Origin of the sequence: Pseudanabaena mucicola FACHB-723, from assembly GCF_014696385.1 — a bacterium.
GTDB lineage: Bacteria > Cyanobacteriota > Cyanobacteriia > Pseudanabaenales > Pseudanabaenaceae > Pseudanabaena.
In genome coordinates, this window is sequence record NZ_JACJQB010000008.1 from 83,876 (window position 1) to 106,779 (window position 22,904).

Here is a 22,904-nt window from a genome sequence, read left to right on the forward strand (position 1 = left end):
TTTACCTTTCCTCACATCGCAACAGGCTTTTAGTCTGTATTAAATGAAACTATATCAACAATGTTGACAAAAAGTTAAGTGATTACCGACACATTTGTTAAATACTTTCAACATCTGTGTAATATATCCAAAATATTTGCTGGATTAATTGGGTTAAAATGTCACTGGCAGGGGAACAATGTGCAAACTAACCTTGCAAATTGATTAAGAGAGCTAATAGTGACACCATAGAGTTATATAACTACCTAACGACTGTTTCTAAAATAAAGTTAAGTCAGCTCTGAGAAGATAAATGAGATTGTAGAAGTCTCATTTCGATAAGCTGTACCTCTTACAAGTCTGGACTGTGGTGATCACCGAGATACTAACTTTCGTTGATTTGACGATGTTGCTTTCTGACTGATTTGTAATCTTGTTGTGATGTACTAGATTGCTGCCTTGTTTCCTCTCGTTTGCTCTAATTTGCTCACCTTTAACCATCGTTTGACCTTCGCCTCATGGAATTCTCGATTAATCAACTGTTAGACAATTTCTCTGATGACAAGCTAGTTACGCCCAAAGCGATCGAAAAAAAACTTGGAATTAGCGATGACAGCAAAAGTGTGCGTCGTCTCCAAGTCGCCCTCGATGCTCTCGAAAAAATTGGCATTCTCGAAAAAGACAAGGGACGATATCGCCGTATCCAAGAAGAGGGTTTGGTGGAAGGTCGTTTGCGTTGTTCTAGCAAAGGTTTTTGCTTTGCGATTCAAGATGTTGAAGGTGCTGAGGATATTTATGTGCGCGAAAGTCGCCTGAGCAATGCTTGGAATGGTGATCGCGTTTTAGTACGGGTAACTAAAGATGGTGTGCGGAGACGTTCGCCAGAAGGTGAGGTGCGCTTAATTCTAGAGCGTTCTAATCCGACATTGCTATCAACAGTGAAATTAACTGATGATAGTTATCGAGCTGTGCCACTGGATGATCGTCTTTTGTTTGAAGTTGAGCTAGTGCCAGACGAAGAAACTCCTGATCTATCGGTCGCAGTTGGCAAACTGGTGCATTTGGAAATGGTGAGATTTTCCTTGGGTAATCATTTACCTTTGGGACGAATTTTGCAGGTTTTGGGTGACAACGCGGAATCGACCAATGATATTGATTTGGTCTGCTGCAAACATAATTTGCCCAGAAGATTTAGTGCTAAGGCTTTAACGGCGGCGGCAAGTTTGCCGAGGGGTGTGCGCAAAGCTGATCTTAAACATCGTCTCGATTTACGCAAAACCCTGACTGTAAGAATTGGTAATGCGGCAGCTACTTCGATCACAGAAGTGGAAACTGGCTGGGAATTAGGCGTGCATATTCCTGATGTAGCTACCTATGTAACTGCTGGCTCACCATTGGATTTAGAGGCTCAAAAGCGATTGCGATCGTTTTTCCTTGGTGACACGGTTTTACCAATGTTGCCTGAAATGAATGTGTTTAACCAGCCAGAATATCTAACGATGTCGGTGCTGATTAAGCTAGATCATCAAGGTAATATGCTTTCTTTTGAAATTCAGCCTTCGGCTATCTTGGTGAGAGCAAACCTGAGCTATCAGAGAGCGCAACAAATTCTTGATGGGAAGGTGGCGGTTGATGAGGATGCGCCTAGTCAAGAAATTGATACTGAAGTGGAAGCTTTGGTGCATTTAATCGCTAAGGTGGGGGCATTACTGCAAGAGCGGTCTAATGCGATTAGACTGGTCTTGCCACAGATTCCTTCACAAGAAGCTGATGAGGGTGTGAGAGGGGTGACGGTTGTACCTGTCTCATTGCCGATTTCTGGCACTGTTACAGAAGTTATGATTCTAGCTAATAAAGCGATCGCATCTCATCTGAATTCCCTAGCGATTCCATCAATTTATCTGCGTCAAATTCCTCCCGACCAAGGCAAGGTTGATGACTGGACAAAGCTGCTGGAGAGTATGGGGATTAGTTTGCAACTAGAAACTCCTGAGCAAATCCAGATTACTGATTTACATCAAATCTTAGGACAAATTGAGCAGATGGAGCAGGATGCGACTCGAGACATCCTCAAGTATCTCTTGATGTCTATGTTTAAGACTAATGAGTATGTGATGTCTCCTGCGGTACATTTTGGATTGGGGCTAACTGAGCAGCCCTATTTACATGGTGTATTTCCCCAAAATCATTATGCAGATTTGCTAATTCAGCGAATTTTGCATACGGTGTTTGAAGAAGGTCGCGATCGCCGTAGTATCCGCATTAAGGATGGGGTTAATCTGCGTAGTTCTAGCGCCCATGGTCAGGTGAATTGGAGTGTACTGCCACCTGAAACTGAGCGTCAGTTAATTGAAGATTTAGAAACGATTGTGCCGAAGCTAAATCAAGCAGATGCTTTGTACCATCGCTCAATTTCTGACCTTGATGGTTTGCGTAAGGCTGAGTTTATGCGATCGCACACAGGTAGTAATTTCTACGGCATCATTACCAGTGTGCAGTCCTATGGCTTTTTCGTAGAAATTGAATCCCTTTTGGTTGAAGGTTTAGTCCATGTCAGCTCCCTCAAGGATGACTGGTACGAGTTTCCTTTAATCAATGGCAAGGGACGTGCAAGGGCTTCAACTTTGTTGGTGGGTCGCCGTAGTGGTCGTCAATATTGTTTAGGTGATCGTGTGGAAGTACAGGTCAAGGGCGTTGATTATTATCGTCAACAAATTGACCTTGTGGCTGTGGTGAATGCCGAAGCCGATCGCGATCTAGCCACTCTGGATGAATCGAACTCTGGGGAATCGGATATCTTAGAAGAGTTCCCCGAAGAAGTTGATGCTGCGATTTTAGAATAAATAATCCTACGCTCACCATTACTCCTCCTTCACGAGTGTTTTCACCATGTCGCTTTCCCGCCTGTTGGTGACCCTTCTTAACCGTCTTCAGCCATCTGCGGAGACGGTTATGCTTGTTTCTGCGATCGCAGTTGGTGTGATCAGTGGCACGGGTGTGACCCTATTTCGCAAACTAATTTTGTTTGCCCAAGAAATCTATTGGCATGAATTTGCAATCGTTTTTAGCGCCAAGTTTCACTGGGCAATTGTTCTCATTCCCATGCTTGGGGCGGTCGTGGTCAGCCTCTTGCGCTTCAAATTAGATCAACTAGAAGTGGGATCATCTAACCGTGATTTAGGGCAGTCCTATTCGCAAATTCCTTTAAAAACTGTGGCGGCGGCATTATCGTTAGGTGCAGGAGCTTCGCTCGGTCCAGAAGGACCAAGCGTGGAGCTAGGTAGCAATATTGGCGCATTACTGGGGCAAACGATGCAATTTTCTAGCGAAAGGATTCGTTTGCTAATTGGTGCAGGCGGAGCGGCAGGTTTAGCGGCAGGTTTTAATGCGCCGATCGCAGGTGTGTTTTTTGCCCTTGAGGTGTTATTACGCGATTCCTATCGCACCAATAAATCTAGTCCCAACTCCGATGTCAGCGTCGTCGTTATTGCTTCAGTTATTTCAGCCTTAGTTTCACAAATTAGCTTAGGCGAGAGTCCTGCCTTTAGTTTGCCCGTCTATGAAGTGCGAAGTTATTGGGAACTACCACTATATTTGGGCTTAGGGGTACTCGCGAGTGTAGTTGCCCTGCTGTTTACCCGTTCCATCAAACAGGCTAAGCGATTTTTTGCGGGGGAATGGGCGATCGCCGCATTTATGCAAAAGGTCTCAATGCCGATCAAGTTGTTGATTGGTGGATTTTGTGTAGGCATAATTGCACTCACCTTTCCAGAAGCGATTGGCATCGGCTATGAAACCGTGGAATCAATTCTGCAAGATACTCCCTTTACGATTCCGTTGCTGACAATTTTGTTGGTGATTAAGTTACTCTTGACTGCAATTAGCTCCGCTAGTGGCTTTGTGGGCGGCATATTTGCGCCTTCGATTTTTCTAGGAGCAGTGTTAGGCAGTTTATATGGACAGGCGATCGCCTATTTTTTACCAGCTTCAATCCCGATCGCAGCCTCACCTGCCTATGCCCTCGTGGGGATGGCGGCGGTACTCGCAGGGACGGTGCGCGCGCCACTCACATCAGTTTTATTATTATTTGAGATGACTCGCGACTATCGGATTGTGTTGCCATTGATGGCAGCCGTGGGACTATGTGCATGGGTTCTCGATCAGAGTGATACCTCGAAGGCGGATCGAATGATCATGCAATGGTCAAATTTACCTGCTGATATTGAGGTGCTAGAAAAAATTAAAATCGCGGAGGTGATGACCCTTAACCCTGCATCGGTGAAATATTCAATGCCGTTATTGCAAGCTGCTCAATTTATTACTAGTGGGTACCATCACAGCGCGTTAGTTTTTGATGACATTAATCATTTGCAAGGGATTTTAACCACCCAAGATTTAAAGCGATCGCTATCTGCACCCATGGGCGAGCGTTCGATTGAAGACATGACCGTTGAGAATATCTGTACCCGTGAAGTTCTATATACCTTTGCTGATGAATCCCTTGCAGAAGCCCTGAAACGCATGGCGACTAGAGACTTGCGCCAGATGCCAGTCGTTGATCGCCATCAGCCAAAGCGAGTAATTGGCATGGTTGATCGGTTGGCGATTACCACAGCCTATAATACGGCACTAACAAAAAGGGCGATCGCTGCTAGAATTACAGCGACTAAATCGGTATCACCTGTTCCTGCTGTTGCTGTGATCACCACTAATGGCTCTGGCAATAGCAATAGCAATATCTCTAGTAATATTGCTAATGACAGGGAGAATGATCAGAACAATAATTTAGATAGTAATTTAGACAGTTTAAATAATTTAAACAGTCCTCTAAGTAATACTCTAGATAGCAATTCAAGTAACAACTTAAACAGAGAGTCGGATATTCATAGTTCTGAGGCGATTTCCTCCTAAAATTTAGACAGGAATTGTCTTACATATCTGGCAAATAGCCCAAACAAGGATGTCATGGATAGCGAAGAAATACTAATTGAGTTTGTAGGAAATGATGATCACGCCAATGGTGGATCGGTTAAGACAATCAACACCACTAAGATCAAGGACAGCATTCAAAGGATTGCTAACTTAGTGCAGCAACTCGCCACTGACGATGCTCCTAGTCATGCCAATGGGCTAGCCTTAGATGAAGTTGAAATTGAGATCAAGCTCACTGATACGGGTGAAGCAATTTTATTAGGAGATGGACAAAGTAAGGGGGCGATAACTTTACGGTTCCGTCGTCCTAGTGTTGCTGTAGCTGCAATTGAACAAAAGGCGGTAGCCGCAAGTGCATCTAAGTCCTTAGTTTCGAGTACGGGTGTTGACTACACAACACTGCAAACTTTGTTAGCCAGTGGTAAATGGCAAGAAGCGAACCAAGAAACATGGAATGTAATGTGTCGGGCAGCGCATAAAAACCTCGGCTCAGTGATGACTGCTGAGGAGATTAAGCAAATTTCCTGTGATGATCTACGGATGATTGACGATTTGTGGAGGCAATATAGCCAAGGACGTTATGGCTTTAGCGCCCAAAATCAGGTCTATATGTCATCAATTTTAGAATAAATGTTAGAGCAACTAAGTCATCAATCAGTCATCAATTTGTTAAGTAATCTTAGGTATTAGGGGTTAGTGTCATGGATCAGGATAAGCAAAAGCAGATTACAGGTTACTTTATTGAGGAGGCTAAGGAACATCTCCAGACAATTGAATCAGGGCTGCTGAATTTGCAATCACTGATGGGGGATGCTGAGGCAATCAATGAAATATTTCGGGCAGCTCACTCGATCAAGGGTGGGGCAGCAATGTTGGGCTTTAGTAGCATTCAACACATTGCCCATAATTTTGAAGATTATTTCAAGGTAATTCGCGAAAATAATAATTTCAAAGTTGATCAGGATTTACAAACGCTATTTTTACAGGCTTTTGACAAGTTACAGGAGCTAGTTGAGCATCTGCAAAGCCCCTATGGATTGACTAAGGATGTTGTTGATGGGGTGATGGCTGGTTCTGATCAGATTTTTGCAAATCTCAAGGTACATTTACAGGATTTGGTGGCGGGCAAAGTACCCACTAGTGCAACTGCTGCGACTGCGCCCAAGAATGATACTCGCGAGATGTTGACAGTATTTCAGTCTGAGGTTCCACTGAAGCTGCGAAGTATGTTGGAGCTGTTTAAACAACCCGATAGTCCTCGCAGTCGGCAAGGTTTAGGGGAAATCTGCACACAGTTAAAGGGGATTGGCAACCGATTTGGTTTAGATCCTTGGTTGGTGTTGATTGATGCTGTCCAAGCTGCTGTCACCAATCCTAATAATCAATTCCGTACTCTTGCCCCAGTTTTAATCAAAGAAGTAAAGCAAGCGCAGGAACAGGTTTTAGCGCAAAAGGCTGATCAGATTAAAGTATCTAACCAATTGCTACAGTTACTCCCTGCCGATTTATTGCCTCCTGTGCAAACGGATATTACAGGCTTTGAGGCGATGGCTGATAATACTTCCGCCGACGAGGTAAGTAAGATCTTTGGTGCTGTGATCGAAGAAGATAAGGCGATGAAGGGCTGGCAAACTTTTTGCGATCGCATTGGGTGGCGACACAATGGTACTTGGATTGCATCCAATGCTGTGCCGTCTGACCATGAACCCGATGGACATTTCCCAACTCCTATGTGGTTGGCGGGTTGGCATCAGTCTAAGGACTCAAAAGCAAAGGAGTTTCAAGCGCAGTATGCGTCTTTATTAGCCAAAATTGCTAACTGTAATATTAATTAGATTTATAGGATTTTCTCATTTTTGGTAGAGAAATTCTATATATTGCTTGATTAAAAATTGCTATATCAATCCGTAATCAAAACAAAAGAAAACCCGCTTTGCGGGTTTTCTTTTGTTTTGATTAGATCGCAAAGCACTATATCTTAAATGTAGCCAATATATTATTTGACGGCGTTTACTTTGTGGAGGTGTTTGGATGCGGAGTTTGTTTGCCACACTTTTAGCGATTGCTGCAAGTACATCTGTACCTGCGATCGCAAATTCTTCTAACCTAACTGATAATTTATTGGCATCTCGTCGAGAATCAAGGCTAAGTGTTGTGTCTCAACAGCAACAGGTCAAGAGTCTTAATGCTGCTAGTCCCCATCAATTTGCAGCTCGCTCCTTAAAGATGGTCAAACACCTTCCTGCTAGTACGATCGGCGTGATGATTCTAGATGTTGATCCGCAGTCATGGCAACTATCAGCAGATGCACCACCAATCGATCCAGTTTTGGGGCTTGATAAGTTATTTGGTCTTTTGGCAGGAGATCCGCAAATCTCGATCGCAAAATATGTACAGCCTTGGCTGGGTAAAGAAATGGCGATCGCATTTTTGAGTAACCCTAACCAACAGACAGAAATTATGTTTGTTGGCTTAGCACCGATTACCAATACCAAAAGTTTTGATGATTTCCTAACTAAGCTCCAAGAATCCGAGCTACCGCAGCCAACTGAAACTCTATACAAAAACGTCAAAATTTTAGAATGGCAATTGCAGTCAGAGGAGGGGGAATCTGATGACAAGCCAGTTATCTCGCAGTTAGCCAAATCACAGATTTCTCAACTCCGCACCAAGCAAAATGTGGGGCAAAATATGGATGAGGATCTGCCAGAGGAGGATCAAGAAATGGAAGAATTTCAGCCACCTATGCCAGACTTTACTCCCAAAAAATTTGCGATCGCAAATTTACCCAGTGGTATGGCGGTGATTGCCTCCGATCGCCAAGCAATTGAGCAGATGATTGATGTCAATGAGTCTCAGTCACTCGCAACACACCCGCTCTTTTTGCGATCGGTCAATAATCCGCGTTGGAATCAATCCTTGTTGGCGGGCTATGGTGATTTTCAGTCCTTAGCCGAATTTTATAAGTCCTTGGCAGAGGACTTACCCGAAACTTCCGAAATTCCCGGATTTAGCCGTGCTGAATATTTACAAGGATTGGAAACAACCCTCGCCCAATACAGCAGCTTCGATTTATTTACATGGCTAACTCCCAAGGGACTTCGCAGCCAAAGTAATAGTTATTTCTCATCGGTGCGCCCACCCTTGCCAAAAGACAATGAAAATCGCGATCGATTGTTGTCCTATTTACCTCCTAATGTCTATGGAGCGATTACCAGTCGTAATCTGAACCGCCAGTGGCAATGGTTTGTCGAAGAGTCAAAAATTCAACCTTCCTACAAAATCTTTACCGAAGGCTTACGGATGGTTGTGCCGTTGATGTTTGGCTTTGGGGTTGACATTGATATTGAGAAAGATATTATTTCGTGGATGGATGGGGAATATGCGTTTGTTGTCTTTCCCAGTGAAAACTCTCCTTTAAAAGAAGTTGGCACGGACGTAACGGCGGGGATGCTAATTCGCACATCTAAGCCTGAAGCCGCTAATGCGGCGCTTGCCAAGTTAAATAACTTTGTCACCAGTTTGAAATCGGAAGGGCTGCAAATTAAAAAGCGTCAAGTTGGTACGACTTTACTTACTAGTTTTGAGTTTCCCGATGAGCAAGTTCGTGGCAAGACTCAGAGCATTTTTGCCTATGGCTGGCGCGATCGCCAAACTTTGCTGCTGACATTGGGTTCTAGCACTGCCGCAGATTTTAGCCCGACTCCAAAACCATCACTGGCTCAGTCAGAAATGTTTCGCGATGCAATTGCCGACATGCCCCAACCAAACTTTGGTTATTTCTATCTGAATGCCAATGCGATCGCAAAACAAGGTGTGGGCTTGCTAATGCTCACAGGTGTAATTCCCTTTCCTGATGTGTCTAGTGAATCGGATCAACCCCAGCTGCCCCCACCTGTTCAAAAGGCAATTGATATGTTAGGTGGTGCTGTGTTTGTCTATTCAGAAACTAGCGATCGTTTTCAAGCCGATTTCTTTTTGGGACTAAACCCCTAAACTCTTTAGACGAGGGCAGCGCGAAGCGCTGCCACTCACCTTCTTGGATTGCTTAGCACTCGCATAGGATATTATGGGGTGAGCTGTAAGTAAGTTTAGGAGTGTTAATTATGGGCGAGTCCAAACGCCGCAAACAAGTATTGGGAGAAGACTACGGCAAATCAGAACCAGTCGCTTCTTGGATTCCTTTTTTGACAAAAGATAAAGCCAATAAGTTTGTCGAAGTCTCTACCCAATGGGCTTGGTATGGCATTGGTGCAACCGCGTTAATCTGGGTGACAATTCGCTTTATTGGCCCCGCCTTTGGTTGGTGGCAATTGGCTGATTAAACTATGGCCTGTCATCTATTAATCCCTGCGGCAGGTAGCGGCAAACGCATGGGAGCCGATTGCAACAAGTTGTTGTTGCCGTTATTGGGCAAACCAATCTTGCAATGGACTCTCGAAGCTGCGATTGCCTCAAAGTCGATTGCATGGATTGGCGTGATGGGGCAACCCCACGACTACCCAGAGTTCCAAAAAATATTTAATGAGATTAGTCAACTAAAGCCAATTCGCCTAATTCAAGGTGGAGAAAGTCGTCAAGCCTCGGTATTTAATGGGTTACAGGCTTTACCCGCAGATTGCGATCGCGTACTGATTCATGACGGAGCGCGATGCTTAGCCACCCCTGAATTATTTGATCGCTGTGATGCCTCTTTGCAAACTATGCAGGGCTTTATTGCGGCTGTGCCAGTCAAGGACACAATTAAGGTGGTCAATGGCTTAACGATTGTGGATACCCCCAATCGTGATCAACTTTGGGCAGCTCAGACTCCCCAAGGCTTTCAATTAGAACTGCTCAAAAATGCCCATCTCACGGCTCTAGAGCAAAGCTGGGAAGTTACCGATGATGCTGCTCTGTTGGAAAAAGTTGGCTTGGCAGTGCAAATTGTGATGGGTGAAGAAACCAATCTCAAAGTGACGACTCCTCAAGATCTTGCGATCGCAGAGTTCATTCTAAAACAGCGACATAATTAAAAAGAAAGGACGCTTTGCGTCCTTTCTTTTTAGATTTAGGCTTTGAGGCTGCGTAGCACAACTAAAAGCTCGCTATCTTCCCGCTTAAACACGGGCAAAAATTCAATGTGTTTATAACGGACGATGCCATGAATATCGATGATGCAATAGGCGCGTTTACTGCCAAATAGCCCAGCCACGCCGTATTTTTTCGATACTTCTTGATTGCGATCGCTGAGTAAGGGAAACTGTAAACCTAACTTTTTGGAAAACTGGATATGTTTTTCGATTGGATCGGTACTGATGCCCAAAATTTCTGCCCCAGCCTCCCGAAATTTAGTCCAATCGTCTGCAAAACATTGCATTTCACTGGTGCAGAGAGGTGAAAAATCGCCTGGATAAAATGCGAGGACGACGTTTGTTTTACCTTCGTAGCGGCTGAGTGTAATATCACCGCGATCGCTAGGTAAAGTAAAATTTGGAGCTTTTTGACCGACTTCGACAGACATAGAGTTTCCTGTATTACCTTTTGATTGGGTATTTAAACTGGAACACGAGTATTGGTTTCACAGCTAATCATCATCTTATCAATAATCACTACCATGGAAACTCCTGCGATGGATAACTCACCTGAACAGTCAACAGAACAGGCAAAACAGCTAGCTATGGTTGCCATATCTGTGCAGATACCGCACGATCTTTATGCTGTGCTAATCGAACAAATTCAACTAACGGGTAAAAATGAATCGGACTTTGTAACCCATGGCTTGCGGCAGGTTTTGAGTCGCTCGATCACCCAAGATCATCATGATCATGAGCGATTCCATGCCTTGGAGTTATCGCTGGAACAAAGACTGAAACAATATGTCGAGGAGTTGGTTAAAGAGCGAGTATCCCTTTCCACTGTGGATGCCTTCCCTAATAGCGATCGCAATACACCCGAAAATAGCTCTTCAGAAGATCGGCGCACTAATTTGCCCATGCCGACAATTCGACCTTTGCAGGTAGGCGATCGTGTTTTAGTTTTAGAACCTGATAGCCCTTATTACATGGCAAAACTATTGGTAACAAAAACGAGCTTAATCAGAGCGACGGTAAATACGGAGACTGGTGAGAAGACGTTTTTAAAGCGCGATTTGCGATTTGTGGAAGCCACTAAAGATTAGAGTTGCGGTGCAACTCTAATCTTTGTTTTTTATCTTTGCTGATCGCAAAATTCTAATCATAAATAAACCTGTAATTGCCCCATAGATGAGACCTTGGAGAATATTGGCTAAAAGCGTAGACTTTGCCATATAGCCAAGGTACAACCCTGCAACACTAAGAGACAAGGCAATCGCACTCACAAATAGCCACAGCCCTGCTGCACGAAAACCTCTGAGCAATTGCCACTGACAAATACCCACAATCGTACCGATAATCGCAAAACTAACGAATAATCGGGAAATGTCTGGCAGGTTCTGACCTTGCGATCTCAAAGTCAGCGCAGGCACAAAAAAGATGATCGTCAATCCCACGATCCAACCCAGTAATGTTAGGGGTAGCCACCAAGCTTCTCTGGCAAAGCGATCACGCAGCATTACCGATTGAGCAATCGAAATTCCTACGGCATGTAGGATCTCGTTGATCAAAATTTGCGATCGCAAATCATAGGGATCTTGCCAAACCAACATCGGCAGCAGAACATTACCCAGAATATTTGCGACTAGCCATAGCCACCAAAAGTTGCGTCCGACCTTCTTTGACATAGACTTTTGACATAGACTAAATAAAAAATCAAACCATGACCAATACAGTATCAACTAAATCCATCGACAAATTAACAGGCAAAAAAGCAATCGTCACGGGTGCTAGTAGTGGCATTGGCAAAGAAGTAGCAATACGACTGTTGCAAGCAGGCGCACAGGTAAGCCTCGTTAGTCGCAATCCTGACAAAATTATCTCGGAATTGCCCGTAGGCAGTAATGCTAAAGGATATGCGATTGATCTAGCTGATGTATCTCAAGTCGCGACCCAAATCAAGGCTATTGTCGAGGATATGGGAGGGGTAGATATTTTGATCAACAATGCAGGCATGGCATATATCGGTGAATTGATTGATATGCCCCTCGCGGAATGGCAAAGATTATTTGACCTAAATTTGACTAGTGTATTTCAATGCTTGCAGGCAACCTTACCCTCAATGCGATCGCAAAAAAGCGGCACGATTATCAATGTTGCCTCCATTGCCGCGAAACAAGGTTTTCCCAACTGGGGGGCATACTGTGCTAGCAAGTTCGCCCTCTTGGGCTTGACGCAAGCGATCGCCGCCGAAGAGCAACCCCATGGAATTAAAGTTATGTCAATCTGCCCAGGTTCTATCGATACACCACTATGGGACACCCTCGGTGACAGAGTCCCCCCCAATTTCAATCGTGCAGCGATGCTGCGCCCTGCCACCGTTGCTGAATCAATCATGACCTTAGTAAATCTGCCTGCTGACGCAATGATTAGTGACTTCGTACTGATGCCTAATGCAGGCGCTTTCTAATTTTTGGCTTCTTGAAAAAAGAGTGGTGGCGCTTCGCGCCGCCACTCTTTTTTCGATTTAAAGAAATTGATAAGTATTTGTCTATATACAAAGCAGCTTTTAGTCTACTTATTCAAAACTATGCAAAATTGAAATTAATCTAGTTTCTCTATCTTACGGATGGAATTAACTGAAACTTAACCATAATCAACTATAGCGACGAAACAATGGTTTAGAATTATAAAGGAAGACTCAGTGACAATTGAAAAAATTAAATCCAAATTTCAATCTATTGAGAGAAGTAATAACTTCCGCAGATCTGCAAATATGGGAGAATATATTAAGCTTTATAGTTTGAATTTTTGATTAAATCCGTTTTTATGTATGCGAATTTGATTGGAGTCAAGCGAAAAATTTTGATGTTTAATTACTGTTTTCTCGGTATTTTTTGGCTTCCTCAGTTTTACGTTAATTCACTGGATATCTAGTAAGTATCACACCATGACGATCAGTATCTCTCGCCCTGTCAGCAACAATTCTGAAAGCGACTCAAAACCCGCAAAAGTCTTAGAATCTTTACCAACCAGAAAAGCTATCTCGCAAATTATCCGTGAGCGTGTGGTTGCCGCTGGCGATCCATTCTTTGCCAATGACTCGATCGCCCATCACATTAGCGCGACTGAACGGGAAGAGCTAAAAAAAGAAATCGAAGTGAAATTGCAAGGTGTTTTTGACTCGTTGATTATTGATACTGCAAACGATCACAACACCAAAGAAACCGCAAAACGTGTTGCCAAAATGTATGTGGACGAGGTTTTTAAAGGGCGTTACCATCCCATGCCTAAGGTAACTGACTTCCCTAATGCCAAAGAACTTGACGAAATCTATACCCTTGGTCCCATCACTGTGCGTTCGGCTTGTTCCCACCACTTTGTTCCTATTGTTGGTCAGGCCTGGATTGGTATTGTTCCTAGCGATCGCGTAATTGGTATTTCTAAGTTCAATCGTATTGTTGACTGGGTGATGAGTCGTCCTCACATTCAAGAAGAAGCTGCCATCATGGTTGCTGATACTATTGAGAATCTGATTAAACCCAAAGGCTTAGCGTTTGTAATTAAGGCGCAGCATATGTGCATGACTTGGCGTGGAGTCAAAGAACCTGAGACCAAAATGGTTAACTCGATCGTGCGTGGTTCGTTCCGCCATGACCCCCACATGAAGAAGGAATTCTTTGATCTAATTCGCGCCCATGGTTTTGGCGACTAATCTGCGTGACTAATTTGTGTGACTAGTTTTGGCGCTTGTCGCCTTTCTAAAACCCAGAGATTTCAAGGTATACCTACGTGTTGCCTAAGATCACTGGGTTTTAATTTGTGATACCTACATCTATAGTGTTTTGTAGAAGAACTTATATTGGAAGTTGTATTAAAAATAATGAAAAATTGGCTGAAGCGATCCTTTGATGTAATTTTTGGTGTTGCGATCGCAAGTTGTTTAAGCCTAAGTATATTTCTGGGAACAGTGGTCGGTGATACGCAACCTGTACAGGCAAAACTGACCGACGATGCCTATGATGGCAATATCTTTGCTCTCTATGGTGGCAATGGCTCGATTGTGCCACCAAGAATCAGCTTGGCGCAATCTCTTGAGAAAGATCGCGCGGCGATGATCGTTTTCTACGTTGATGATAGTGCTGACTGCAAACGATTTTCGCCAATTCTCAATCTTGCTCAAGGTTTTTATGGCAAGACGATTAGCTTAATTGCGGTTTCTGTTGATAGCTTGGACTTAGACCGAAAGGACTATACGCCAAGCGATGAAGCCTATTATTACAAAGGTACAGTTCCTCAAACAGTGCTAATCTCTGGCGATGGCAAAGTTAGCTACGACCGTGAAGGGCTTTTTGGTTTTGAAGAATTAGATTCAGCAATTCGTGATGTTTTAGGTTTACCCGATGCACCACCAGAATTAAAATTCCGCAAAACTGACAAGGTAATCAACGAACTAAATCCTTAAACCAAAAAGTGCCGCATTGCGGCACTTTTTGGTTTAGTAGACCCAGACTAGACATCGTATTGGCGGCGAGGGCGTTTTCCTACAAGTCCCATCATAATTATTCCCGTTACGATCAACCCGATTAACCCTAGCCCATCTAACAAAACATAGAAGGGTCTGAGTTGATCTCCTAGAAATCCTCCCTGATGAATTGTCAGTAAAGTTTCTGCTAATGTGCCTTCACCTTTAGGTATATGAAACCAACTCCTTCCTAGTCTGTAGGCGACCCCTGTAACAGTGGTCAGCAAAAGTGGTAGAAATAAAATAGGAGCAATAAAGCGGTGAATTTTGCGCCAGTTAAATTTTTTCATGATTACTTTGGGGCTACGGTTAGTTTTAGTGAATGCGTTGATTATGTCGAATAAAAGTAAAGAACTCGGAAAGGCGCAAAGTAAAAATAGTCTTTTTTGTCACATTTACTTATAGAAAAATTTCACACTAAAACTACTACCCACACCTATCTCACTTTTCACATTAATAGTTGTGCCATGTCTGTTGGCAATTGCTTGTGCAATTGATAGTCCTAAACCTGAGCCACCTGATCGTCTTGTGCGAGCGCGATCTGACCGCCAAAATCGTTCAAAAATGTGATCTAAATCCTCATTAGCAATACCTATGCCTGTATCACTAATGCTAACTTTTAGATAATCTTCGTACTTTAATAGATTAACTGTAAGGTCTCCTGCTTTTGGCGTGTATGCGATCGCATTTTCCAGTAAGTTCATCAACAGGCGACGAATTTCGTGCGGTTCACCATAGATATTGATTTGGTTTAGCTTTGGATCATAGAGATTGGTATGTAATGTTATTTCCTTTTGCTGAATTTGGGTTTCTAGTATTTCTAATACATCTTCCAATAACTCACTGAGAGAAAACAACAACTTATGGCGCTCGTACTCACTAAATTTAGTATTGTCAAACCTTGCCATAAATAATAAATCTTCTACTAGATTGCCCATTTGTGCTGTTGCATGAGCAATCGCCGCCATTTTTTGCACATCGTCACGGTGAATACGTTCGGGATGGCTACGAATTACGTCTACAGAAGTTTTAATGGCTGTTAATGGACTACGCAACTCATGGGAAGCATCGGCAGTAAACTGACGCATTTGTTCATAATTTCTTTCAATTGGTTGCAAGGCTTTCTTGACTAACCACCAGCCGCCAATACTACTCAAGGCAATTGCTAGTATTCCTCCCCATCCTAAAGCCCATAGTAGTCTTTCTAATTCTTCCTCTATTTCTTCGCCAGATTCGCTAACCCGCACATAGCCAATCAATACTTTTTGAGAAGAGTCTTGATTACTAAGCGAACTACTAAGGTAAACAGGAATGGTAACGAATCTTAAGTCTTCATATTCTGTATTAGTTAAATTGTGCTGGTCATTTTCATTGATTTTTAATTTTTGTACCTTGCCCAAAATACTAGACTGAACCAAAGGGAATTTAGGTATTTTTTTACCTGTTCGCACCAGTAACTTACCATCAGCACTAAACCATTCTACAGTTTGCTGATTTTGGCGCAGATCTTGCCAAGGAATGTCTAGATCTCCGTCATTGTCAAATGTACGGGATGTTTGTGATATACCCAAATTTGCTTTTATTGTGGGTAAACTATGAGCAGCAGAATCAGCTAGGTTCTTAATCTGACGATCAATTTTGTCATAGAGATTATTTGCAAAATATTGATAAATAAACAATGTCGTTATCCCTAAGACCATGCTCATCATGCTTAAACAAGCAAATAACAAATGCAAATGCAATTTGTTAAAAGGATCATAAAACCATTGTCTTAGGATTTTTGGCAAATATTTTTTATCATCAATTCTCATTGTTATTTCTTAGTGCTTGAGGCGATATCCTAAACCATAGACAGTTTCAATTAGGTCTTGCTTTGCCCCCATACTTTTTAATTTTTGTCGCAAGCTGCGAATATGAACTTTTACCGTTTCTTCGTTAGGAGTTTCTGTAAATGACCATAGATAATCGATAATTTCAGACTTGCTAAACGTGCGATTGCGGTGACGCAATAGCAACTCTAAAATTCGATATTCTTTAGGTGTTAAATGTAATGGTTCTCCATCGTAGCGGACTTCATAAGTATTAGGATTAAGTTGTAAATATCCAAACTCTAATATCATCGTGAGGTCAGAAGTCCCCCTTCTCAAGAGCGCCCTAACTCTTGCTAATAATTCATTTAAGTCGAAGGGCTTGACCACATAATCATCTGCTCCCACATCTAGTCCAGTTACCTTATCTTGATAGGTATCTCTTGCTGTGAGCATCAAGACTGGCATTTTGTGACCCGTTTGTCGAATTTTCCGACATACTGCAATACCATCCAATTTTGGCAGCATGACATCTAAAATTAATAACTCATAGGGAAAGGTTTGTGCAAATGCAAAGCCTTGCTCTCCATCTGATGCTACGTCTACGACGTAATAATGGTCAGTTAATGCCTCTGTTAGTGCGGCGGCGATGCGCTCATCATCTTCAACCAACAAAATTTTCATTCAATAATCGAAACTATTAAGGCTTTATCTTTAATTATCCTTTGTTGTATGACTTAAATATATGACTCAAAAAAAACTATGGAATTGAATCCTGAAATTATGACCACAGATAGGGAGATAGTGGTAGATCTCGATCTAATTAAGCAACAATTAGCTACCCGTGCAGCAAATTTATCAATTCCCAAAATTGAAAAGCACTTATTTCTCTGTGCTGACCAAACTAAGCCTCTCTGTTGCGACAAAAAGTTGGGGCTACAAGCATGGGACTACCTCAAGCGCCGCATTAAAGAACTGGATCTAGAAGCGAAGGTTTTTCGGACGAAAACCAATTGTTTGCGAGTTTGCGATCGCGGTCCGATTTTGTTGGTTTATCCCGACGGTGTTTGGTATCACTCGGCAACGAATGAAGTTTTAGAGCGAATTTTACAAGAACATATCATCGGTGGTGTGGTTGTGGCTGATTATGCTTTTGTTGCACCCGCACAGTAAATTGTCTATTGCGAAAGGGCGGCTTTGCGAGAATCAAATAACTGGAAAATCGCATTTTTAATCATTTCCGTAACATTGCGATCGCAGTTAGCAATTAGGGCTTCAGCAGTGAGCTTGCCACTAAAAAACTCCTTCGACAATTTGAGGATCTTGTGCATTTCTGCAAACCCTAACGATTTGACCATCAGGGTTGCTACGGGAGAGTTTTTAATATCGTAATGGGAATCTAGGGTACGTCCCTTTTCTAAAATCTCTAAAACCTCTGCCTCAATTGCGTTTAAAGGATGAACTATCATCTCGACTTTAGGCAAAAACTGCTCTAGGGTTGCCATCGATTTATCTTCTAGAGGTAACTCTCCCATCATTGTTGATAGGGAAATATCGTTGCCAATGCGAGCAGATAACGCCTCTAGCAGGGCAATGGCAGCTAACTTGGTGCCTAAATATAGTCTTGCCACATCTAAATTTTGCTGAGTGAGGCTTAATAATTTGCTATAGGTTTGGACATCTGGCTCATTACCATAGCGCCGAAACACGATATCTGGTGATAGAAAATTCATAAATGCTTCCATTTTTTGCATGGATACCCGATATCCATATACGCTATAGGAATTGACATTTTTGAGGTCGTGGTTAGTTTCAGGAATTAAATTCCAAGTATTGTTTAAAAATCTTGAGGAATTGGGGCTAGCAAAGTTTTCGACATCACGATTAGACAAACGGACTGAGCGCTCGACAATTTCATTAACTTTGGGAATATCCCAACCAAATTGAAAAAATTTATTAGTTTCGATCAGGCGTTTAAAAAGCAGATCGGAACATGTCTGATTTTCATCTAGGCGCGGACGAAAAGGGATTGTTGCTTCGATGCAGGCGGCAATCTCTGCCAGCGTTGACATCGGCAGGATATCTTCTAATGCTTTGACAGCAATCAAGGCACTGAGAAATTCATTTTGTCCACAGACGGGAACTAGTGGCTGTCCTTGCTGAAATCCAAATATCTTACTGACTACCTGAAAAGCGTTATCTTCTAAGAGTTCTGGGGGATTCAAAATTACGAGGTGTTCGTGATCTTCTTTGATGTAGCCACAGATGTAGCGGCTAATGTTGACACTGATACCTTGATCAACCTGTACATAGACTAAATCATGGAATAAGGCAGCGATAATTTCGATCGCATCGCCACCTGCACCCACTTCAAAGATGTGATTAGGGGTGTGAAATAGCCTCCAAGGGCCAGTCATGGTCTGAATAATCAGATCGGCAATTTTAGCCAACTTTTGCTTGTCAGCTTGACCATGCAAATCGGCAATTGCCTCAGTTAAACAAGCGAGACATTTCTGTTCATCCGTTGCCGTAATCATCTGATCGTCTCCACGTTCAGCGCCCCTATTTTGGATATATTTTAGCCACTTACAAACTCCTTTCAGAATAGCTGTATCTTCTGTAATTAGTTGCGATTGGCTAAGTTTATTTAACTATTTGAGAGTTACTAGAAATTCACTATCTTGTGTAGCAATTTCACTGCTGCTATTAGCTATATTACCCGCAAAACTAATTAACTCTGAATGTTTAAAAATATTGCTGAGCGGCGAGTCAATAAATATTTGAGTTAATCCACTGATAGTGGGAATATTGAATAAACTAGTCTGTAATCCTCTTAAATTAAGCCTATTAATCAAATTTTTGGCAATATAGGCATAGGTTTGTTGCTCCTTTGGTAATTTTGCCAAGGCATTCTTGAAGCTTTTAGTAGCGGCGATAGATTGATTGTTTTTTAGTGTTAAGGCAGATTCTAAAACTGTTAGTGAATTTGACAAATAAACATAGTCCTTAGTCTTAGTATGGACAGCCACCACATTACCTGACACACTCGAATTAGCGGCACTTAATTTTGTCCAAACTGTTAAAGGTTGAGTTGTTGTGCCAATCTCTCCGACGGTTAGTTTCGTTCTGGCGAGACGATCTAGCTCGGCGATCGCAGTTTTTGTGGATTGCTCATCGATGACCTTGGAGACTAGCAACCAATCTAGCTGTTCGCTATTCGGTTGGGGCAGTATTGCGATCACAAATTCATTTTGCGCCCATGCCAAATCACTACTATCAATGGAAATTGGCAATACCTTATCTAGCCCTTCATGCGTGAGTAAACCCTTGATCGATTGCCATGTTTGCCCAAGATCACTACCAAGAATCACTGAGCTGCCCGCAGGTATAGTGCTGGCAAGCTTGATATAGTTTTTCTGCGAGAAGTTACGCTTTTCTGTCACGACACTATCGCCCAAATTTTCGCCTTGTTTGGTTGAAGTTAATATTGATTTGGCTCTAAGTCCTGATTTTTCGACATTAAAGCTGGTCAATAGAATGGATTGAGGGAGCTTAGTATATGCGATCGCAATTTTGCCCTTATTCAACTTGCTAAGACGTGACTGATAGGTGTCTAGATTTGCGATCGCAAATCTAGGTTCTTTGAACGTATCAATGGCACTACGAAGTACCCGTGAGTCGTTGGCAAATATTACAAAATTTCCGAGAGTCGTACCTGCGATCGCAGGTTTGCCATCTTTAAATTCGGTACTCAAAATCGACAAGCCCTGATACTGCTCAAAGCCCAAATCAGAGCCACCGACCGCCAATCTTTGCCAAAAAGCCTCCATGCTTGACTGAGCCAGATCGACATCCTTAGCGGCAAAGGCAATTAAATAACCTGTTTGCAGTCCATTAGCAGATTGGTGATCAAGATCTGCATCAGTGATCGCTAAAGTAATTTCTTGATCGAGCCAAGGTTGAATATCAGCTTCGTAATTCAATAACCAGTTTTGTTGCAATTGCCGCTTGAGTTCTGCAAGCTCATGACGCACCTCATTGCGATCGTTAGTTTGTGCTGCTAATTGCGTAAATAAGCCTAACTTTTCAGGATTCACCAAAAAAGACACAAACATGGGTGAGCTTTGTGGCAAAAACTTAGTAGCTAGCGGCGCAGTTTTGACACCCGACAAAACATCACGCGGATTCGCTCCCAAGACTTTGCCCACGGAGCTTAAGCTCAACAACAGCAGCAAAGCTCCCAATAAAGCAATTCCAACAAAAACGGGTTTGATTTTCATGTTTAGTAACGAATCCTCGGATCAATCCAAGCGTTAATAATGTCTACGAGAATACTGGCGATCGTGACAATGATTGCAAAAAATACCACAATTCCCTGTACTACGGGATAGTCGCGCCCTGCAATCGCCTCAAATAGTCGATTGGCTAGCCCCGGCCAAGAAAAAGTAACTTCGGTTAAGACTGCACCACCGAGCATCGAAGCCAAGGTCAATCCCAAAATTGTAATTACAGGAATCATGGCATTTTTGAGGGCATGGTTAAACACAATCGCGCTGGAATTAATCCCCCTTGCTTTAGCTGCCTCCACATAGTCTGATTGCAACGTCTGGCGCAAATTTACCCGCACAATCCGCTCAAAAATGCCGCTGATCACGATGCCTAGACTCATTGCGGGCAGCACTAAATACTGAGCGCTGAGCCAGAAACTTTCCCAGTCACCCTTGATCAAGGCATCGATTGTATATAGTCCAAATACCTGCACTGGTGGATCAATGCTCGTCGGAAATCTTGTCCCGATTGGCAGCCACCCCAATTGCACCGCAAATACTAATTGCAAAATCATCCCCACCCAAAAAAGTGGTAAGGAATAGGTAATAATCCCAAACAAGCGACCGCCCACATCCCATTTGGTGTTGGGGCGAAGGGCGGCGATAATGCCCACCGTTAGTCCAATTACTAAAGCAATAATCAGGGCATACAGTGCTAACTCGGCAGTGGCAGGGAAAAAGTTTTTGATGATTTGCCAAACGGTTTGGTCACGAGTGCTGATCGACTTGCCCAAATTAAAGCGAGACAAATCCTGCATATAGCCCCAATATTGCGAAAACAAAGAGCCTGTTAGTCCCACTTGTTCGCGGAGCGCAATTTTGACCTCTTCAGGGGCTCGAGGACCTAAGATTGCGTCAATGGGATCGCCGGGGGTGGCACGCATTAACAGAAATACTACTGAGGCGATCGCCCATAACATGATCGGCGCGAGCAGTAATCGCGCTGAGATGTAATACAAAAGGGCTTTGAGGCGACTAGACATAGGCTGAAGCTTTACCCGACATGTGTTTTCACATTAGCGCAAAGCGCTCTCCAAAAAAACATAGAAAGATTATAGAATGAGCGGCGCTTTGCGCCGCTCATTCTAATTGAGTCCTAATCAAGTTCACCAATGTAAGTACCCAAGCCGATCGCAGTTCTGACTAATGTGCCATGCACATCAACCGCACTATATTGTGCGATCGCATCGGCAATCGGTACATCTACAACTTCACGATTGACCCATGCCACCATGCGATCGTATTTTTCCTGCGCGATCAAGTCTACGGCTGCCACGCCAAAAGCTGCACCAAGAATGCGATCTAGTGGTGATGGAGTGCTGCCACGCTGCACATGTCCCAAAACACTAACACGGCTCTCCATACCAGTACGGGTACTGATCTGATCGCCAAGGTACTGCCCAATCCCGCCATAGAGAGTTTGCCCCAGACTGTTGGTGTACTTGACTGGCTCACCAGTGGGCGTTTTCACCGCTTCCGCCACCACCATTGTGCTGAAATGAAAGCCGCGTAAGGCTCGATTCATTAAGCGATCGCAAACTTCATCCAAACTATAGGGAATTTCTGGGATTAAAATTACATGTGCGCCCCCAGCAATCCCTGCACTAACGGCAATATGTCCTGCATCTCGCCCCATCACCTCCAAGATCATCACGCGACTATGGCTAATTGCGGTATAGGTCAAGCGATCTAAAGCTTCTACCGCCACACTCACCGCCGTATTAAAGCCAATCGAGTTTTCAGTTGCTCCCAAATCGTTGTCAATGGTTTTTGGTACAGCCACAAGATTCATATTGCCCTGTTGCGCGAGGCGACGCAGGATAGCCAAGCTGCCATCGCCACCAATTCCAATCAGAGCATCTAGTCCCAACTTGTGATATCCCTCAATCACCTCTTCAGAGCGATCGACAATTTCTCCATCAGCCATGGGGTAGGCAAAGGGATTCCCTTTATTGACTGTCCCTAAAATCGTGCCACCATAGCGAAGAATCCCCGAAACTTTTCGCATATCCAGTACCTCTGCCTCGACTGGACGATTCATCAAACCTTGAGTTGCACCCTTAATCCCGTAAATTTCCATGTCATAATCGCGGGAACGGCGTACCACAGCCCTAATCACGGCATTTAGTCCGCCACAGTCACCGCCACTTGTCAAAATGCCAACACGCTTAAGCTTTGTCATAGATCTTAGATCTTCTAATAGTTCTTGCTCGTTGTCTTCGGATAACCGAAACATCGAAATTATAAATACAATCTCAACAGTCGAGTAATATGTAAT

Annotated in this window: 21 protein-coding genes; 12 read left to right on the plus strand and 9 right to left on the minus strand. The window is 43.2% G+C overall.

What is annotated here, in order from left to right; translation table 11 throughout:
- Positions 1-497: 497 nt before the first annotated feature.
- The 7 genes from H6F41_RS06500 to ispD all read left to right on the plus strand — a co-directional run bounded on the left by H6F41_RS06500 (position 498) and on the right by ispD (position 9,926).
- Positions 498-2,822 (plus strand): ribonuclease R family protein, encoded by a 2,325-nt coding sequence (locus H6F41_RS06500; protein WP_242022948.1) that lies wholly within the window; start codon positions 498-500, stop codon positions 2,820-2,822.
- A 46-nt stretch (positions 2,823-2,868) separates the two neighbouring features.
- The gene (locus H6F41_RS06505) at positions 2,869-4,890 is read left to right on the plus strand and encodes a chloride channel protein (protein ID WP_190402661.1); all 2,022 of its coding nucleotides are present in this window, start codon (positions 2,869-2,871) and stop codon (positions 4,888-4,890) included.
- A 54-nt stretch (positions 4,891-4,944) separates the two neighbouring features.
- Positions 4,945-5,541 carry a GUN4 domain-containing protein gene (locus H6F41_RS06510; protein WP_190402662.1) on the plus strand — a complete coding sequence of 199 codons (597 nt, stop codon included), beginning with the start codon at positions 4,945-4,947 and terminating at the stop codon, positions 5,539-5,541.
- A gap of 71 nt (positions 5,542-5,612) precedes the next feature.
- Positions 5,613-6,746: an Hpt domain-containing protein gene (locus tag H6F41_RS06515; protein WP_190402663.1), complete on the plus strand. Its 1,134-nt coding sequence runs from the start codon at positions 5,613-5,615 to the stop codon at positions 6,744-6,746.
- Between the two features lie 196 nt (positions 6,747-6,942).
- A complete protein-coding gene (locus tag H6F41_RS06520; protein WP_190402664.1) occupies positions 6,943-8,907 on the plus strand; it encodes a DUF3352 domain-containing protein in 1,965 nt (654 codons plus the stop codon).
- A gap of 110 nt (positions 8,908-9,017) precedes the next feature.
- Positions 9,018-9,236 carry a DUF2839 domain-containing protein gene (locus H6F41_RS06525; RefSeq protein WP_190402665.1) on the plus strand — a complete coding sequence of 73 codons (219 nt, stop codon included), beginning with the start codon at positions 9,018-9,020 and terminating at the stop codon, positions 9,234-9,236.
- 3 nt (positions 9,237-9,239) lie between these two features.
- Entirely contained in the window at positions 9,240-9,926 is a 687-nt protein-coding gene (ispD, locus tag H6F41_RS06530) for a 2-C-methyl-D-erythritol 4-phosphate cytidylyltransferase (RefSeq protein WP_190402666.1), read from the plus strand.
- Positions 9,927-9,961: 35 nt separating this feature from the next.
- Here the strand turns inward: ispD and H6F41_RS06535 are convergent, their stop codons facing one another.
- The gene (locus H6F41_RS06535) at positions 9,962-10,414 is read right to left on the minus strand and encodes a peroxiredoxin (RefSeq protein WP_190402667.1); all 453 of its coding nucleotides are present in this window, start codon (positions 10,412-10,414) and stop codon (positions 9,962-9,964) included.
- 93 nt (positions 10,415-10,507) lie between these two features.
- Here H6F41_RS06535 and H6F41_RS06540 point away from each other — a divergent pair, with 93 nt between their 5' ends.
- Complete coding sequence (locus tag H6F41_RS06540) at positions 10,508-11,071, plus strand: hypothetical protein (protein WP_190402668.1); 564 nt, start codon at positions 10,508-10,510, stop codon at positions 11,069-11,071.
- 15 nt (positions 11,072-11,086) lie between these two features.
- Here the strand turns inward: H6F41_RS06540 and H6F41_RS06545 are convergent, their stop codons facing one another.
- On the minus strand, positions 11,087-11,653 hold the full coding sequence (locus tag H6F41_RS06545; protein ID WP_190402669.1) for a hypothetical protein: 567 nt from the start codon (positions 11,651-11,653) through the stop codon (positions 11,087-11,089).
- Between the two features lie 35 nt (positions 11,654-11,688).
- Between H6F41_RS06545 and H6F41_RS06550 the strand changes: the two genes are divergently transcribed.
- The 3 genes from H6F41_RS06550 to H6F41_RS06560 all read left to right on the plus strand — a co-directional run bounded on the left by H6F41_RS06550 (position 11,689) and on the right by H6F41_RS06560 (position 14,430).
- On the plus strand, positions 11,689-12,435 hold the full coding sequence (locus H6F41_RS06550; protein WP_190402670.1) for an SDR family oxidoreductase: 747 nt from the start codon (positions 11,689-11,691) through the stop codon (positions 12,433-12,435).
- Between the two features lie 480 nt (positions 12,436-12,915).
- Positions 12,916-13,680: a GTP cyclohydrolase I gene (gene folE / locus H6F41_RS06555; RefSeq protein ID WP_190402671.1), complete on the plus strand. Its 765-nt coding sequence runs from the start codon at positions 12,916-12,918 to the stop codon at positions 13,678-13,680.
- A 168-nt stretch (positions 13,681-13,848) separates the two neighbouring features.
- The gene (locus H6F41_RS06560) at positions 13,849-14,430 is read left to right on the plus strand and encodes a thylakoid membrane photosystem I accumulation factor (protein WP_190402672.1); all 582 of its coding nucleotides are present in this window, start codon (positions 13,849-13,851) and stop codon (positions 14,428-14,430) included.
- A gap of 47 nt (positions 14,431-14,477) precedes the next feature.
- Here the strand turns inward: H6F41_RS06560 and H6F41_RS06565 are convergent, their stop codons facing one another.
- From H6F41_RS06565 to H6F41_RS06575, 3 genes are all read right to left on the minus strand, one after another.
- Complete coding sequence (locus H6F41_RS06565) at positions 14,478-14,780, minus strand: hypothetical protein (protein WP_190402673.1); 303 nt, start codon at positions 14,778-14,780, stop codon at positions 14,478-14,480.
- Positions 14,781-14,885: 105 nt separating this feature from the next.
- Positions 14,886-16,301 carry a sensor histidine kinase gene (locus H6F41_RS06570; RefSeq protein WP_190402674.1) on the minus strand — a complete coding sequence of 472 codons (1,416 nt, stop codon included), beginning with the start codon at positions 16,299-16,301 and terminating at the stop codon, positions 14,886-14,888.
- Positions 16,302-16,310: 9 nt separating this feature from the next.
- Complete coding sequence (locus H6F41_RS06575; RefSeq protein WP_190402675.1) at positions 16,311-16,982, minus strand: response regulator transcription factor; 672 nt, start codon at positions 16,980-16,982, stop codon at positions 16,311-16,313.
- 78 nt (positions 16,983-17,060) lie between these two features.
- Here H6F41_RS06575 and H6F41_RS06580 point away from each other — a divergent pair, with 78 nt between their 5' ends.
- Positions 17,061-17,471, plus strand: a complete 411-nt coding sequence (locus H6F41_RS06580; RefSeq protein WP_190402676.1) for a (2Fe-2S) ferredoxin domain-containing protein — start codon at positions 17,061-17,063, stop codon at positions 17,469-17,471.
- Between the two features lie 5 nt (positions 17,472-17,476).
- On the opposite strand, the gene H6F41_RS06585 is transcribed toward H6F41_RS06580, so the two are convergent.
- The 4 genes from H6F41_RS06585 to H6F41_RS06600 all read right to left on the minus strand — a co-directional run bounded on the left by H6F41_RS06585 (position 17,477) and on the right by H6F41_RS06600 (position 22,808).
- Positions 17,477-18,835: a hypothetical protein gene (locus tag H6F41_RS06585; RefSeq protein WP_190402677.1), complete on the minus strand. Its 1,359-nt coding sequence runs from the start codon at positions 18,833-18,835 to the stop codon at positions 17,477-17,479.
- Positions 18,836-18,949: 114 nt separating this feature from the next.
- A complete protein-coding gene (locus tag H6F41_RS06590; protein ID WP_190402678.1) occupies positions 18,950-20,578 on the minus strand; it encodes a DUF3352 domain-containing protein in 1,629 nt (542 codons plus the stop codon).
- Positions 20,579-20,580: 2 nt separating this feature from the next.
- Positions 20,581-21,609, minus strand: a complete 1,029-nt coding sequence (locus tag H6F41_RS06595; RefSeq protein ID WP_190402679.1) for an ABC transporter permease — start codon at positions 21,607-21,609, stop codon at positions 20,581-20,583.
- A 113-nt stretch (positions 21,610-21,722) separates the two neighbouring features.
- Positions 21,723-22,808: an ATP-dependent 6-phosphofructokinase gene (locus tag H6F41_RS06600; protein ID WP_190402680.1), complete on the minus strand. Its 1,086-nt coding sequence runs from the start codon at positions 22,806-22,808 to the stop codon at positions 21,723-21,725.
- Positions 22,809-22,904: the final 96 nt, after the last annotated feature.

Excerpts from the sequence above, each read along its gene's own strand:
- H6F41_RS06575 (WP_190402675.1), bottom strand. The coding sequence starts at position 16,982 with ATGAAAATTTTGTTGGTTGAAGATGATGAGCGCATCGCCGCCGCACTA.
- H6F41_RS06510 (WP_190402662.1), top strand. The coding sequence starts at position 4,945 with ATGGATAGCGAAGAAATACTAATTGAGTTTGTAGGAAATGATGATCAC.
- H6F41_RS06565 (WP_190402673.1), bottom strand. The coding sequence starts at position 14,780 with ATGAAAAAATTTAACTGGCGCAAAATTCACCGCTTTATTGCTCCTATT.
- H6F41_RS06545 (WP_190402669.1), bottom strand. The coding sequence starts at position 11,653 with ATGTCAAAGAAGGTCGGACGCAACTTTTGGTGGCTATGGCTAGTCGCA.
- folE (WP_190402671.1), top strand. The coding sequence starts at position 12,916 with ATGACGATCAGTATCTCTCGCCCTGTCAGCAACAATTCTGAAAGCGAC.
- H6F41_RS06535 (WP_190402667.1), bottom strand. The coding sequence starts at position 10,414 with ATGTCTGTCGAAGTCGGTCAAAAAGCTCCAAATTTTACTTTACCTAGC.
- H6F41_RS06515 (WP_190402663.1), top strand. The coding sequence starts at position 5,613 with ATGGATCAGGATAAGCAAAAGCAGATTACAGGTTACTTTATTGAGGAG.
- H6F41_RS06520 (WP_190402664.1), top strand. The coding sequence starts at position 6,943 with ATGCGGAGTTTGTTTGCCACACTTTTAGCGATTGCTGCAAGTACATCT.
- H6F41_RS06585 (WP_190402677.1), bottom strand. The coding sequence starts at position 18,835 with ATGATTACGGCAACGGATGAACAGAAATGTCTCGCTTGTTTAACTGAG.
- H6F41_RS06580 (WP_190402676.1), top strand. The coding sequence starts at position 17,061 with ATGGAATTGAATCCTGAAATTATGACCACAGATAGGGAGATAGTGGTA.
- H6F41_RS06570 (WP_190402674.1), bottom strand. The coding sequence starts at position 16,301 with ATGAGAATTGATGATAAAAAATATTTGCCAAAAATCCTAAGACAATGG.
- H6F41_RS06590 (WP_190402678.1), bottom strand. The coding sequence starts at position 20,578 with ATGAAAATCAAACCCGTTTTTGTTGGAATTGCTTTATTGGGAGCTTTG.
- H6F41_RS06600 (WP_190402680.1), bottom strand. The coding sequence starts at position 22,808 with ATGACAAAGCTTAAGCGTGTTGGCATTTTGACAAGTGGCGGTGACTGT.
- H6F41_RS06550 (WP_190402670.1), top strand. The coding sequence starts at position 11,689 with ATGACCAATACAGTATCAACTAAATCCATCGACAAATTAACAGGCAAA.
- H6F41_RS06525 (WP_190402665.1), top strand. The coding sequence starts at position 9,018 with ATGGGCGAGTCCAAACGCCGCAAACAAGTATTGGGAGAAGACTACGGC.
- ispD (WP_190402666.1), top strand. The coding sequence starts at position 9,240 with ATGGCCTGTCATCTATTAATCCCTGCGGCAGGTAGCGGCAAACGCATG.
- H6F41_RS06560 (WP_190402672.1), top strand. The coding sequence starts at position 13,849 with ATGAAAAATTGGCTGAAGCGATCCTTTGATGTAATTTTTGGTGTTGCG.
- H6F41_RS06500 (WP_242022948.1), top strand. The coding sequence starts at position 498 with ATGGAATTCTCGATTAATCAACTGTTAGACAATTTCTCTGATGACAAG.
- H6F41_RS06595 (WP_190402679.1), bottom strand. The coding sequence starts at position 21,609 with ATGTCTAGTCGCCTCAAAGCCCTTTTGTATTACATCTCAGCGCGATTA.
- H6F41_RS06505 (WP_190402661.1), top strand. The coding sequence starts at position 2,869 with ATGTCGCTTTCCCGCCTGTTGGTGACCCTTCTTAACCGTCTTCAGCCA.
- H6F41_RS06540 (WP_190402668.1), top strand. The coding sequence starts at position 10,508 with ATGGAAACTCCTGCGATGGATAACTCACCTGAACAGTCAACAGAACAG.